Origin of the sequence: uncultured Campylobacter sp. (genome assembly GCF_938039245.1) — a bacterium.
Lineage (GTDB): Bacteria > Campylobacterota > Campylobacteria > Campylobacterales > Campylobacteraceae > Campylobacter_A.
On the sequence record NZ_CALHVN010000060.1, the window covers coordinates 1 to 12998 of the forward strand.

Below are 12998 nucleotides of genomic sequence, written 5' to 3' on the forward strand. Positions count from 1 at the left end.
AGTTATAGTATTACAACAAAAAAATTACAAGGAGAAAAAGATGTCAAACTACAAGATCGTTTCAACAAAAAACGAACCGAGAGTCGAGCTGAAAGACGTTCTAAATTTAAGCGGCTGTGAGCTCTCTATCAACGAGCTTCCCGCAAACGCGAGCGTACCTTTCGTGCATTCGCATAAGCAAAACGAGGAGCTTTATTTGGTGCTAAAAGGCGGCGGTACGCTCTTTATAGATGGCGAAGAGAAGACGGTCAAAGAGGGCGACGCGATCCGTATCGATCCGGCTGGCAAAAGATGCTTCAAGGCGGGCGCACAGGGGATAAAATTTATCTGTATCCAGACTAAACGCGGAAGCCTGGAGCAGTACACTAACGGCGACGGCGTGATAAACGACGATGTAAAGCCAAGCTGGCTGTAAATTTACGCGGCAATAAAAACAAATCAAATTTAAAGGAGAAACAATGAAAGTAGCAATCATCGGAGCAAACGGCAAAACAGGCGTAAATTTAGTAAAAGAGGCCCTAAAACAAGGCTACGACGTTACGGCGATCGTGCGAAACAAAGAGTATAAAAACGGCGACGTGAAAGTCGTTTATAAAGACGTTTTTGAGCTTAGCAAAGCCGATTTGGAGGGATTTGACGCCGTTATCAGCGCATTTGCGGCATGGACGCCCGAAACGTTTGGGCTTCATAAAAAGGTAGCAAAACACCTTGCAGACGCGCTTAGCGGTACGAAAACAAGGCTACTAGCGATCGGCGGCGCAGGTACGCTATACGTGGACGATAAGCAGACGATGGTTATGGATACGCCAAGCTTCCCCGCCGAGTACATGGGCGTCGCAAAGGCTACGGCGGAGTCGTTTTCCGAGCTAAAAGGCAGAAGTGATGTGCTCTGGACATACGTCTCGCCTGCCGGAGACTACGACGCAAACGGTGCTCGCACGGGCAAATACGTTCTTGGCGGCGATAATCTAATCCTAAACTCCAAAAACGAGAGCTACATCAGCTACGCAGACCTCGCGCTCGCGGTCATAGACGAGCTAAAAAACGGCACTTTCGTGCAAAAGCGCTTTACCGCAGTAGGCGAGAGAGCTTGAGCTTAAAATTTTGCGTAATTTAGCTAAAATAAGGCCGCGCAAAAAGGACGCGCGGCTTTTAAATTTAAACCAAGGCCTGTTATGCAAATAGGACAAAAATTTTCCATCGCTATCCACATCCTGCTTAGTTGCGAGTTTTTTAAAGACGAGAAAAACACGAGCGAGTTTTTGGCAGGCACGATCGGCACGAACCCCGTCATCGTGCGAAATATCATTAGGCTTTTAAAATCGGCAAATTTGATAAACGTAAGCGCGGGTACGGGCGGTGCGCGCCTAGCCAAAAAGCCTGATCAAATCACGCTTTTTGATATATTTTCGGCGGTAAACGAGGGAGAAAACGACATCTTTAAAATCCACAAAAACTCGCCGCCGCCTTGTCCGCTAGGAGGTAGGATCGAGGCGCTTTTGACGCCTAAATTTGGCTCCGCGCAGCAAGCGATGTTTGATAGCTTGGCGGGCGTAAATTTGCAAAATTTACTAGACGAGCTTAGCGTAAAAAGCGTCGCTGAAATTTAAATTTACGTCAAACTTTTTCTTTGTTTTCTAATAAATTTATATATTTTGAAATATAATTCGTAAATTTAATCAAAGGAGTTTCAAAGTGGAAGCAGACGTAAAAACCGTCAAATCAAAAAGCTTAATCAGAAGGTATTTTGAGATAAATTTGCTCTATAAAATTTTAGTCGGGCTGATTTTAGGAGCGGTATTTGGCGCCATATTTCAAAACGCAACCGGCGCTATCGCGGTACTAGAGCCGTTTGGAGATATATTTATAAGACTGCTTAAGATGATCATCGTGCCTATCGTTACAGCTTCGCTCATAGTGGGCTGTAGCTCGATCGCGCCGTCTGATCTAGGCAGGGTAGGGGCGAAGGTGCTGCTATTTTACCTTGCGACCTCGTTTTTTGCGATACTTATAGGCCTTGGCGTGGGGATATTTTTAGAGCCCGGAGCCGGCCTTGGTATCACGGGTGCGGCGTCTGCGCAGGCTAAAGCGGCTAATGCGCCTTCTATGTCGCAAATTTTAGTAAATCTTTTCCCGACTAACCCAATAGAAGCGATGGCGAAGGGCGAAATCTTGCAAATTATCACCTTTAGTCTATTTTTCGGCGTCGCGCTTTCGTTTGTAAAAGACAGCAAGGACGAGAGGCTAAGCAAACTGGGCCATCTCATTTACGACGTATTTGACGGGATAAACCACATAATGTTTAAAATCGTTAGTTGGATAATGCAGTACGCTCCTATCGGCGTTTTTGCGCTGATTTTTATCGTATTTTCAAAGCAAGGCGTCAAGGCTTTCGGCCCGCTTCTAGGCGTCACGATTAGTACTTATATCGGCTTTATCGCTCACGTAGCGTTGATTTTTACTTTGGCTTGCCTAGCTATAAAAATCAGCCCTTTGAAATTTCTAAATAAGGTAAAATCTCCGATGATAACGGCATTTGTTACCAGAAGCTCGGGCGGAACGCTTCCTATATCGATGAAAACCGCGGATGAAGATATGGGGGTACCTAAGCAAATTTACGGCTTTGCTCTACCTGTCGGAGCAACCGTCAATATGAACGGCACGATCATATATCTTGGCATTTGCGCGATATTTATCGCAAACGCAGTCGGAGTGCAGCTTGACATGGGAGCAAAGCTAACTATCATTCTAACAGCCGTCCTTGCCGCCGTCGGAACCGCGGGAGTACCGGGAGCGGGCGCTATAATGCTTTTGATGGTGCTTGAATCAGTCGGTCTAAAAGTAGAGAGCGGAAGCGCCGTAGCCGCAGCGTATGCGCTGATTTTGGGAATAGACGCGATCCTTGATATGGGGCGCACGTCGCTAAACGTCGGCGGAGATATGTTAGGCGCGGTTTTCGTCGCTAAAAACGAAAATAGTCTTGATATGAGCAAATGGGAGTAGTTTGCGGCTAGAATTTGGCTATAATCAGATAAAAATTTAAAAAGGATTTATATGATTTTTATCGATGCTTGTTTAAAAAAGTCCACGCCTTATACGCCCGTTTGGATGATGCGCCAGGCGGGTCGGTATCTGCCCGAGTATATGCGAGTTCGCTCTGCGGCGGGGGATTTTCTATCGCTTTGCAAAGACTATAAAAAAGCAAGCGAAGTCACGATCCAGCCGGTTGAAATTTTAGGCGTAGATGCGGCGATACTTTTTAGCGATATCCTAGTCGTGCCGCTTGAGATGGGTATGGATCTGCGCTTTGAAAAGGGCGAGGGGCCCGTTTTTTCAAATCCTATAAAAACCGCCGAGGATTTGGACGCTTTAGACGTAGAAAAGGCGGTAGAAAATTTATCTTACGTTTATGATACGATCGGGCTTACGAGGCAAAATTTAAGCGCGGACAAGGCGCTCATCGGATTTTGCGGAGCGCCGTGGACGATAGCTACTTATATGATAGAAGGTGGCGGAACGAAAACTTACGCCGTCTGCAAGAAGCTGCTTTATACAAACCCGGAATTTTTACACCGAATTTTAGCTAAGGTCGCAGACGCGCTTACGCTCTACGTCAAGCGTCAAATCAGAGCCGGAGTAAATGCGGTGCAAATTTTTGACAGCTGGGCAGCCGCGCTGGAAGATAGCGCATATATGGAGTTTGGCTGGAGGTATATCATGCGTATCGTAGATAGCGTCAAGGCCGAGTTCCCAGATATTCCGCTTATCATATTTCCAAAGGGAGTTAGCGGATATTTGGATCAAATTTCCGGAAATTTCGAGGTTTTGGGCGTTGATTGGAGTACGCCGATCGAGCTTGCTAAAGAAAAACTAAGCCCAAAATACGTCCTTCAGGGTAATATGGAGCCTACGCGCCTTTATGATAAAAAGGCGATTGAAACGGGTGTGGAACGAATTTTGCAGACGATGAAGGGCGCGCCTCATATATTTAATCTCGGACACGGCATATTGCCCGACGTCCCGGTAGAAAACGCGAAATACTTCATTAAGCTAGTACAAGAAAAAAGCGCAAGATAGCGTAAAAAGGAGGAAAAATGAACAATCTGGGTATCAAATTTAAGATCATGACGATAGCTATCGTGGGTCTTTTAGGGCTTGGCATAATGAGCGCCTATATGCTAAACAGTATCGCAAAAACTCGCGCAAAAGCCGAGTATAGCGAACAAATCGTGGATACGATCACGAATCAAAACAGCTTTATTCACGAGCTACAAAAGGAGCGAGGATTTAGCTCGGGAGTGCTAGCAGGCGGAGATAACGCTAAGCTACTGGCGCAACGAAAAAATGTAGACGCAGTGCTTGAAAAGCTAGCCGAAAAAAGCGAAATAGCTCCCGAGCTAGCTAAAATCCGCTCCGAGGTCGATCAAAAAGGCAGCGATAATCCAATCGGCCGTATAACGAATATTTTAAGAAAAGAGGTTATCTCTATAAACGGTTATAGCGACAAGCTTGAGCCAAGCCTCGTAGACGATCTAAAGCGCATCATTATTGTAGGCGAGATAAAGGAGTCTTTTGGTATCTTGCGCGCTACACTAAACGGAGTCTTTACTAAAAAAAGCATAAGTAAAGAGGATTATAACAAGGTAGTTGCGCTAAATAGCGTCATAAATAAATTTATGCAAGACTTTGACGAATACAATCCCAAAGAATTTAGCGACGAATTTGATAATATCGCTAGAAAAAAGGAAGACTTTAACGATGCGATGAATATCATAAAAAATGTCGTATCTACCGAGGATGCCTCTTACGATGCGCCTAAATGGTTTTCAAAAATAAGCATCTCTATAGACGCGATGAGAGAACTTGAGCTAAAGCTGCTAGAAGGCATGCAAAAGGACGCGAAGCAAATAAAAAGCGACGCAAATACTCAGATGATCGTTAGCATATCGGTTATCGCGGTTTGTATCGCGCTAATGCTGTTTGTATCTATCTTAATCGGCAAAAATTTAATCTCCGGCATCGACTCGACTAAAAACGGGTTGGTTAGATTTTTCGAGTTTTTAAATAACAAAACGGATAAAGCTCAGCTTCTAAATCGCGGCGGAAGCGACGAGATCGGACAGATGTGCGCGCTGATAAACGAGAATATCAAGCAAATAGAGGCGAATTTGGCGGAGCAAAACGGATTCATCGCCGAGGCAAACGCATTCGTAAATCAAATCGGTAAGGGCAACTATGCGGTTCAGCTAAACGCAAATACCTCAAATCCGGCGCTTAGTCAGCTAAAACAGACGTTTAAAGACTTACAAATCGCACTCAAAAACGCTATAGCGGCAAACGGCGACGACGTGTTAAATTTACTCGAGAGCTTTAAAAAGCAAGACTTTACTAAAAGACTCGACGATGAAGGCAAAGTAGCTGCCGGTATCAATGCTCTGGGCGAAGAGATAGCCGGGATGCTAAGGGCAAATTTAGAGCAGGCGCATACGCTTGAAGAAAAGGCGGAGTTTTTGGCTCGTTCGATGCAGCAAGTCACGCAAGGCGCTAATTCGCAGGCTAGTTCGCTACAAGAAAGCGCCGCCGCAGTCGAGCAGATGTCTAGTTCTATGAGCGCTATTAGCCAAAAGGCGCAGGACGTAACTCGACAAAGCGAGGAGATTAAAAATATCATCGTCATAATCCGCGACATAGCCGATCAGACGAATTTACTCGCTCTAAACGCCGCTATCGAAGCAGCAAGAGCAGGCGAACATGGACGTGGCTTTGCCGTCGTTGCCGACGAGGTTCGCAAACTAGCCGAACGTACTCAAAAGAGCCTAGGCGAGATCGAAGCTAACGCAAACGTACTAGCCCAAAGCATCAACGAGATGAGCGAGAGCATCAGAGAGCAAAGCGAAGCTATCAATATGATAAATCAAGGCGTAGCCGAGGTTGATGAGCTAACTAAACAAAACGTCAGGGTTGCAAACGATACGAGCGTCGTAACCGCCGAGGTCGATAGTATGGCTAAGGCAATCGTCGAGGACGTGAGGAAAAAGAAATTTTAGCTTAAGGAAGCGGGCTTTTTGCAAATTTAAGCCCGCTTCGTACTTTTACTTGCTAAATAGCATTAAATTTATGTTTGATTGTCGCCTTTAGGCTATACTTATTTGTGAAATTCGGCCGCCGTTTACCGAGCTTTTTCTTAAATCTTTTTTGTTTACCGAGCTTAAATTTAGCGCACCGACATTGATAGCGCCCGTATTTGTTTGCGCCTAAGCCCGTATAAAATTAAATTTAACGCTTTTTTAGCTTATTTTCCCAACTTGCTGTTTTTGGCGATTAACGCATAAATTTAAACCGAATTATCGTTTATATTTTTGACATTAAACGGCGAGCGCCAAAGTATAAAATGTATTGACTCTATTTTTTGGACGCTTCTTGGCTTCGGTACTTAGCTATTTAAACCGCTAAACTAAATTTGTCAAAGCCGCAAAGCCGGGCAGGCAAATCTTTAGCGATTAAATTTACGAGATGTCCCTAAACGTCGTAATGGGTCTAAAATTTATTTCGTCTTGGGTATAATCGCGCATCTTAAATTTAGGAAAATCAATGAAAATTGTCTTTGGTCCCGTTAGCTCGCGTCGCTTTGGTACATCTTTGGGCATAGATCTATCGCCTGCGCAAAAATGCTGTAACTTCGACTGTGTTTACTGCGAGCTAACCGCCGCCAAGCCCGTCTTTGCCGCTATCAATCCGCCAAGTGTAGAGCAGGTGACGGCCGAAGTAAAAATCGCTCTAGCCGCGCATCCGCACATAGATGTCATCACGCTCACGGCAAACGGCGAACCGACGCTTTATCCGGATCTCGCGCGGCTCGTAAGAGAGCTAAATTTGATAAAAGGCTCCGCTAAAACCCTCATCCTCTCAAACGGCTCGGGCGCGTTAAATCCGCAAATTTGCGAAGCTCTAAAGGAGCTTGATATCGTCAAATTTAGCCTTGATAGCGCGGTGCAAAAGATATTTACAAGGATAGACCGAGCCGGGGTAAAGACCGATATAAACGAGCTTATTGATGCGATGGCGAAATTTAGGCGAGAGTTTAAAGGCGAGTTGGTGCTTGAAATTTTAGTAGTGGCTGGGTTAAACGATACGGTGGCAGAATTTATGGCACTAAATGATGCGGTTAATAAAATTTTGCCAAACCGCGTGGACATTAGCACGATAGACCGTCCGCCCGCATACCCCGTAAAAGGCGTTAGTACCGAGGTTTTAAAGGAGTTGGCCTCGCTAATAACGGGTACGCCTTGCGTCATTGCGTCGGCAAAATATAGCGGCGAAAAATTTGAGCTTAGCAAAGATGAACTGCTGGAACTAATAAAACGCCGTCCTCAAAGCGAAAATGACGCGGCGAGCAGCTTTTCTGAGGGATCAAAGCGAAATTTAGACGAACTTTTAGCGCAAAAAAAGGTAAAAAAAATAAATGTCGCAGGGGTTTGGTTTTATAAGCTTGCATAGATTTATGCTCTGTCGCTAATTTTAGCCCCGAGCAACGCATCGGATCAGCCTTTGCACTTGCGCCGATATATACGAACACGGTCTTGCGCGATAGGGGCTGGACGGGCTTTATATAAAGTAGGCTAGAGGGGGTTTGCAGTCAGCGGGTACGACATGCTCACGATAGATTTTAAGGCACGAAAATACCTATTTTGGTTTTAAAATAGCTCGCAAATGCGGTTCGTATCGCTTTTGACATGCTTGATTTTTACGGACTTGGTTTTGCGCCGCTGGACTTGTTTTATTTTTTTGAAAATTTAAGCTAAAATTTATTGACAAACTTGGCGCTTTTATATATAATACGACTTCTTTTATTTAAGATATTCCGGATTAGCTCAGCGGTAGAGTAGTCGGCTGTTAACCGATTGGTCGCTGGTTCGAATCCAGCATCCGGAGCCACCCATACTAAAAATCCCTTTTAAACCCCTATTTTATCGATCTTTTAAGAGCTTTAAGTTTTCTTGGTTTTTGTATTTTTCCCCTTTATTTTCTATCAGTTTATTTTTGTATTATAAATAGCTCAACGGAACTTAATGCAAATATAAGAAGCAGTAAGTTACGATGAGAGCTATGGTCTTGAAAAGTAACGAGCGTAGCGAAGTTAAAAAATAAGTATATAGTCCATTTAGGAATTTCTGAAGCTAATTTTAGAGAAATTTTAAGCACTTCACAGAAGATATAGAAGTATCAAAGATATCAAAAGAAAAATAAGAATTCTTATGTCTAAAGAGTGTGAAAAAATAAGCAAATTTGCGGTGAGATTTCCAAACCCATATAGAAGCGTCGCTTTGATATTGATGAAAACTCGCTACGCCTGTAGCTTTTCAGGATGCAGCTACAAGCGTAGCGAAGTAGAGTTTAGATATAATAACAGTAAAGATATAAAATTTCTATCATATTTTATCAAAAATGATAAGAAAGAATCCGCTTAAGTTTAATTAAGCCAAAATAAATATGCCGCATAGGAGCAAATTTGCGTCTAAAATACTTTTATATAATAGTTTTTCTAATCTGGCTTTGCATATTTATCGCCTTGCTACCCGCACATAAAATTTCAGCGATCTTAGAAGCGATTGATTTTAGCGATAAAAACCTGACGCAAAGAGAGATCGTAGAGTTAAATTTAAAAGATTACCTAAAAAAACTTCACTACTTAGATAATTATCCGCGAACAGATTTCGGCAAGATGGCTGATATTCACTTAGACGAAAACGGCTATGAGAGAGTACGATTTTCATGGTGTAACGGCGATAAATATCCCGATGATAGATGCGAATTTTGGAAGCTGGATAAAAGACTAAATTTTGATTATCTAATGAATCTGGGCTCTAAAATTTGCAAAGACGGCGAACCTATACAAAACGCCGAAGAGATTGTAGAAAACGACGAGGTTTTAAAGCTACGGCTCTTTTATCCTTGGGAGCAAGAGCATTTGATTGACGAAGATGGAAATTTTATAGAGAATTTTATATATATGAGGTTTGGGGATGGCGCTTTCCACTCATTCGACCTATTTACTGATTTTGTATTTATAAGTAAAAATGACATACAATTACCAATTATGCACGAAACAAAAACTAAAAAATTTGACATAATTACTCCAAAAAACAGATGTTATAGAAGGCTTTTAAACTCTATATTTAGGGATGTAGTTTATCAACAAAAAAAGAGCATATACCCGTTTTGCTATAACTATAAAAAAATAATTGATGAAAATACGGATTGCAATAGAGAATATATATTTTCTTTCATTTCAATATACGACAAGGGAAACAATCTCGATTATAAAACGATATTTTATAATAAAAATTTATACGATGATAAACATGAGACGGACATACTTTTCAATCAATACCAAAATTTAAAAAATCAAAAGAATAAGATAAATTTTAACTCGCAAGGAGAAGATAATGGAACCCAAAGCAAATGATTTGTCTAAGGAAAGCGGCATAGAAATAATTAATTTAAACGGCGACTATCCGCTAGAAGTATTAAGTTATTATATATGGGGGCGAAATAAAAGACCCGAAGGCGATAAAATAGTTAATGAGTATTACGCCAATAGAAAATATGGCGATAAAAATATAAATTTAAATTTTTCCAAACAGCAACATTTAGAAAATTTTTTTGGTACCGATAGATTGTTTAAAAACGGGCATCTAAATCCTCACGCCGATAGACTATCAAAATAACCAATATGTGATTTTACTTTCAAAATACGATTTTAAAGACAAATTTTGCCAAAAGAGTAATATGCTAAATTTGCATATTACTTAAATAATTCTTAAAAAAATATACTAATTTTAAAACTAAATTTATATTTGCCGTTGTATAATAATCTCATAAATTTCAGTAATACAGAAAGGAGCAAAAATGGAAGAGATCGTAAAGACCACCTGTCCATATTGCGGTACGGGCTGCGGCATCGATCTTATCGTGCGAAACGGTAGAATCGTAGATGCCAAACCTAGCAAAGACCACCACGTAAACGACGGCGAGCTTTGCTTAAAAGGAATGTTCGGATGGGAGTTCGTAAACTCTCCTAAACGATTAAGCCGACCGATGATGAGAAAGCTAAACGGCGTCTACGACAAGCACGGCGAGCTTGAAGAAGTGAGTTTTGAGGAGGTTTATGATTTCCTCGCGGATAAATTTAAATCCACCGTCGCAAAATACGGTCCAAGCTCAATCATGGGCTTTAGCTCTGCGCGCTCAAATAACGAAGATAACTACGTTTTCCAGAAATTTTTCCGCGCCCAGGGCAGTAACAACGTCGATCACTGCGCCCGTCTTTGACACGCTCCTACAGTGGCAGGTCTTGCCAGCACGCTAGGAAACGGAACGATGACTAATGATTTGGTTGAATTTGCGACCGATACGGACGTATTTTTACTCATCGGCACCAACACGAGCGAGTGCCACCCGATCATCGCTATGCAGATGCAGCGCGGACTTCAGCGCGGCGCCAAGATGATCGTCGTAGATCCAAAGCGTACCGATATGGCCAAAAAAGCCGATATTTTCTTGCAAATCCCGATCGGAGCGAATATCAAAACGCTAAATACGATGATGCACGTAATCATCGCCGAAAATTTGCAAGATAGCGAATTTATCGAGAAGTACTCCGAGGGATTTGAATATCTAAAAGAAGCGGTTAAGGACTTTACGCCTGAGCGTTTCGAGCGCGAAACCGGTATAAAAAAAGAGCTCATCATAGAAGCAGCTAGGATGTATGCTAAAGCAGGCGCGGCAGCGATTTGCTACACGATGGGTATCACGCAGTTTAGCGACGGCACGTCAAACGTCTTTTCTCTATCAAATTTAGCCGTTTTAACGGGAAATTTAGGCAAAAAGGGCGCGGGCGTAAATCCTCTGCGCGGTCAAAACAACGTCCAAGGCGCATGCGACATGGGCGCGCTGCCTAACGTAATCCCGGCAGGCGCGGTAAACAGCCCTTACGCGCAGGAGCAAGCGCGCAAAGTATGGCACTTTGAGCTAAATCCGGTTCCTGGCTTTAAGCTAACGCAAGCACCCGATAAAATGGATAGCGGCGAGCTAAAAGTCCTCTACGTCTACGGCGAAAACCCCGTAATGAGCGATCCTTGGACCGAGCACTTCGTCCACGCCGTACACCACCTAGACTGCTTTATCGTGCAGGATCTTTTCTTTACCGAGAGCGCGCACAAGGCCGACGTGGTGCTACCTGCCGCAGGTTGGGGCGAAAAGGACGGAACGTTTATCAACACCTCTCGCCGCGTCCAACGTACGCGCAAGGCTAGCGAACCCGTTAGCGGCGTGGAGCCTGATTGGAAGGTCGTTTGCAACATCGCAAACCGCATGGGACTAGAGGGGTTTGATTTTGCGAGCCCTGAGCAAATTTGGAACGAGCTAAGAGAGCTTATGCCTAAATTTTTCGGCGGTATCAGCTACTATAGACTAAGCAAGCTAGGCGGTATCAGCTGGCCGTGCCCAGACGAGGAGCATCCGGGTACGCCGGTGCTTTACGCAGATCACAAGTCCATGCTGCCTGGCGGCAAATTCCGCTTCGCGCCGGTGCTTTACGTAGACGATAAAGAGGAGCGCGCAAAGGCCGAGGCCGAATTTAGAGCCAAGATGAATATCCCGGACGGTTACCCAGTCGGTAGCGGCGCGCTTAGCGAGGTGCCAGACGAGGTATATCCGTGCCTATTTACGACCGGACGCAAGGTCTATCACTACCACACCGGCACGATGACGAGAGAGTGTCCGGCCCTTGAATACGGTGCGGGTATCGAGGGCGCGCTCATCGAGGTGAGTCCCGATATCGCTCGCGAGAGGGAGCTAGAGGAAGGCTGCTACGCGCTCGTACAAAACAAACGCGGTCAGATCGCGGCAAAACTGCGCGTAAATCCGGATCTAAAAGAAGGCACGATATTTACGACCTTCCACTACAGCGAGGCCGACGGCAACGAGCTAGCCAACGCGGGCGATCCCGATCCGCTCTCGGGCATCACGCCGCTAAAGATGACGATAGCAAACATCAGGCGTCTAAGCGAAGAGGAATTTATCAAATTTAGAGAGCAAAACGAGATGTCGATGCACTCGGCAAATCCGTATTTATCGCCTGTTAGAGCGTAAATTTAGGGCGGGAGACCGCCCTTTTTCTACTTAAATTTATCCATTTTTATTTTAAATTTACCCGCATTCAGATTTGACGAACTACCGCGTAAAATTTAATTAAGCCAAAGAAGCGTGAGTCAAATTTGGCGCAGCCTAACCGCGTCAAATTTGATGAGATTACTCGCCCCCCCCCGCAATCTCGGCAAGAGCGAGCTAAATTTTAAGATTTTATTTTAAGCCTGTCGCCAGCATAGTAGGCGAGCTTCCAGGTCGGAGTTTGTTTTAGGTCTTTAAAGCCGTAGCCGCGAGCCTTGACTCTGTCGCCGTAGATTTTTTCTATCATAGCCGATTCGCCTACTAGCAGTGCCTTTGTCGAGCACATCGCCGCACAAACCGGCACTTTGCCTTCGGAAATTCTATCCTGGCCGTACTCTTCGCGCTCGGCTTCGCTATTCGTCGGTAGCGGACCGCCTGCGCACATCGTGCACTTATCCATCGAGCCTTTGGCGCCAAACACTCCCTCGCGCGGGAACTGAGGCGCGCCGAATGGACACGCGTACAGGCAGTATCCGCAGCCGATGCAGATATCTTTGTCGTGTAGCACGACGCCGTCGGCTCTGATGTAAAAACAATCAACCGGGCAAACCAGCGAGCACGGCGCGTCCTCGCAGTGCATGCAGGCTATCGAGGTTGATATTTCCTTACCGGGCACGCCTTCGTTTAGCGTGATGACGCGGCGGCGGCGGATGCCAAGAGGTAGCTCGTGAGCCTCGTCGCAAGCTACCGCACAGCCATTACAGTCGATACATCTATCGTCGTCGCAGTAAAATTTAAGTCTATTATTATCGTTAAATTCGCTCATT

Annotated in this window: 12 protein-coding genes and 1 tRNA gene; 12 read left to right on the top strand and 1 reads right to left on the bottom strand. The window is 44.4% G+C overall.

Annotated features, from left to right (window positions below; genetic code table 11):
* Window positions 1-40 precede the first annotated feature (40 nt).
* From Q0218_RS10530 to Q0218_RS11985, 12 genes are all read left to right on the top strand, one after another.
* Window positions 41-415, top strand: a complete 375-nt coding sequence (locus Q0218_RS10530) for a cupin domain-containing protein (protein ID WP_297969455.1) — start codon at window positions 41-43, stop codon at window positions 413-415.
* Between the two features lie 43 nt (window positions 416-458).
* On the top strand, window positions 459-1094 hold the full coding sequence (locus tag Q0218_RS10535) for an NAD(P)H-binding protein (protein WP_297969396.1): 636 nt from the start codon (window positions 459-461) through the stop codon (window positions 1092-1094).
* Window positions 1095-1175: 81 nt separating this feature from the next.
* Window positions 1176-1610 carry an Rrf2 family transcriptional regulator gene (locus Q0218_RS10540; protein ID WP_297969398.1) on the top strand — a complete coding sequence of 145 codons (435 nt, stop codon included), beginning with the start codon at window positions 1176-1178 and terminating at the stop codon, window positions 1608-1610.
* Between the two features lie 85 nt (window positions 1611-1695).
* Window positions 1696-3003 carry a dicarboxylate/amino acid:cation symporter gene (locus Q0218_RS10545; protein WP_297969400.1) on the top strand — a complete coding sequence of 436 codons (1308 nt, stop codon included), beginning with the start codon at window positions 1696-1698 and terminating at the stop codon, window positions 3001-3003.
* Between the two features lie 51 nt (window positions 3004-3054).
* Complete coding sequence (hemE, locus tag Q0218_RS10550; protein ID WP_297969402.1) at window positions 3055-4077, top strand: uroporphyrinogen decarboxylase; 1023 nt, start codon at window positions 3055-3057, stop codon at window positions 4075-4077.
* Between the two features lie 17 nt (window positions 4078-4094).
* Window positions 4095-6047 carry a methyl-accepting chemotaxis protein gene (locus Q0218_RS10555; RefSeq protein ID WP_297969404.1) on the top strand — a complete coding sequence of 651 codons (1953 nt, stop codon included), beginning with the start codon at window positions 4095-4097 and terminating at the stop codon, window positions 6045-6047.
* 544 nt (window positions 6048-6591) lie between these two features.
* Entirely contained in the window at window positions 6592-7497 is a 906-nt protein-coding gene (locus Q0218_RS10560; protein ID WP_297969405.1) for a radical SAM protein, read from the top strand.
* Between the two features lie 363 nt (window positions 7498-7860).
* Window positions 7861-7935 (top strand) — tRNA-Asn (locus tag Q0218_RS10565).
* A 320-nt stretch (window positions 7936-8255) separates the two neighbouring features.
* Window positions 8256-8468 carry a hypothetical protein gene (locus Q0218_RS10570; RefSeq protein ID WP_297969407.1) on the top strand — a complete coding sequence of 71 codons (213 nt, stop codon included), beginning with the start codon at window positions 8256-8258 and terminating at the stop codon, window positions 8466-8468.
* Window positions 8469-8509: 41 nt separating this feature from the next.
* Window positions 8510-9466 (top strand): hypothetical protein, encoded by a 957-nt coding sequence (locus Q0218_RS10575; protein WP_297969409.1) that lies wholly within the window; start codon window positions 8510-8512, stop codon window positions 9464-9466.
* The gene (locus Q0218_RS10580; RefSeq protein ID WP_297969411.1) at window positions 9447-9728 is read left to right on the top strand and encodes a hypothetical protein; all 282 of its coding nucleotides are present in this window, start codon (window positions 9447-9449) and stop codon (window positions 9726-9728) included. Before Q0218_RS10575 ends, Q0218_RS10580 begins: the two co-directional genes overlap by 20 nt.
* A 181-nt stretch (window positions 9729-9909) precedes the next feature.
* Window positions 9910-12153, top strand: coding sequence for a molybdopterin-dependent oxidoreductase (locus Q0218_RS11985; protein WP_366517447.1), 2244 nt, complete (start codon window positions 9910-9912; stop codon window positions 12151-12153).
* 202 nt (window positions 12154-12355) lie between these two features.
* On the opposite strand, the gene fdh3B is transcribed toward Q0218_RS11985, so the two are convergent.
* Complete coding sequence (gene fdh3B, locus Q0218_RS10595) at window positions 12356-12997, bottom strand: formate dehydrogenase FDH3 subunit beta (RefSeq protein WP_054196286.1); 642 nt, start codon at window positions 12995-12997, stop codon at window positions 12356-12358.
* Between the last annotated feature and the right edge of the window lies 1 nt (window position 12998).

Coding starts and splice junctions, on each gene's coding strand:
- Q0218_RS10535 (WP_297969396.1), top strand. CDS start 459: ATGAAAGTAGCAATCATCGGAGCAAACGGCAAAACAGGCGTAAATTTA.
- Q0218_RS10555 (WP_297969404.1), top strand. CDS start 4,095: ATGAACAATCTGGGTATCAAATTTAAGATCATGACGATAGCTATCGTG.
- fdh3B (WP_054196286.1), bottom strand. CDS start 12,997: ATGAGCGAATTTAACGATAATAATAGACTTAAATTTTACTGCGACGAC.
- Q0218_RS10580 (WP_297969411.1), top strand. CDS start 9,447: ATGGAACCCAAAGCAAATGATTTGTCTAAGGAAAGCGGCATAGAAATA.
- hemE (WP_297969402.1), top strand. CDS start 3,055: ATGATTTTTATCGATGCTTGTTTAAAAAAGTCCACGCCTTATACGCCC.
- Q0218_RS10530 (WP_297969455.1), top strand. CDS start 41: ATGTCAAACTACAAGATCGTTTCAACAAAAAACGAACCGAGAGTCGAG.
- Q0218_RS10570 (WP_297969407.1), top strand. CDS start 8,256: ATGTCTAAAGAGTGTGAAAAAATAAGCAAATTTGCGGTGAGATTTCCA.
- Q0218_RS10560 (WP_297969405.1), top strand. CDS start 6,592: ATGAAAATTGTCTTTGGTCCCGTTAGCTCGCGTCGCTTTGGTACATCT.
- Q0218_RS10540 (WP_297969398.1), top strand. CDS start 1,176: ATGCAAATAGGACAAAAATTTTCCATCGCTATCCACATCCTGCTTAGT.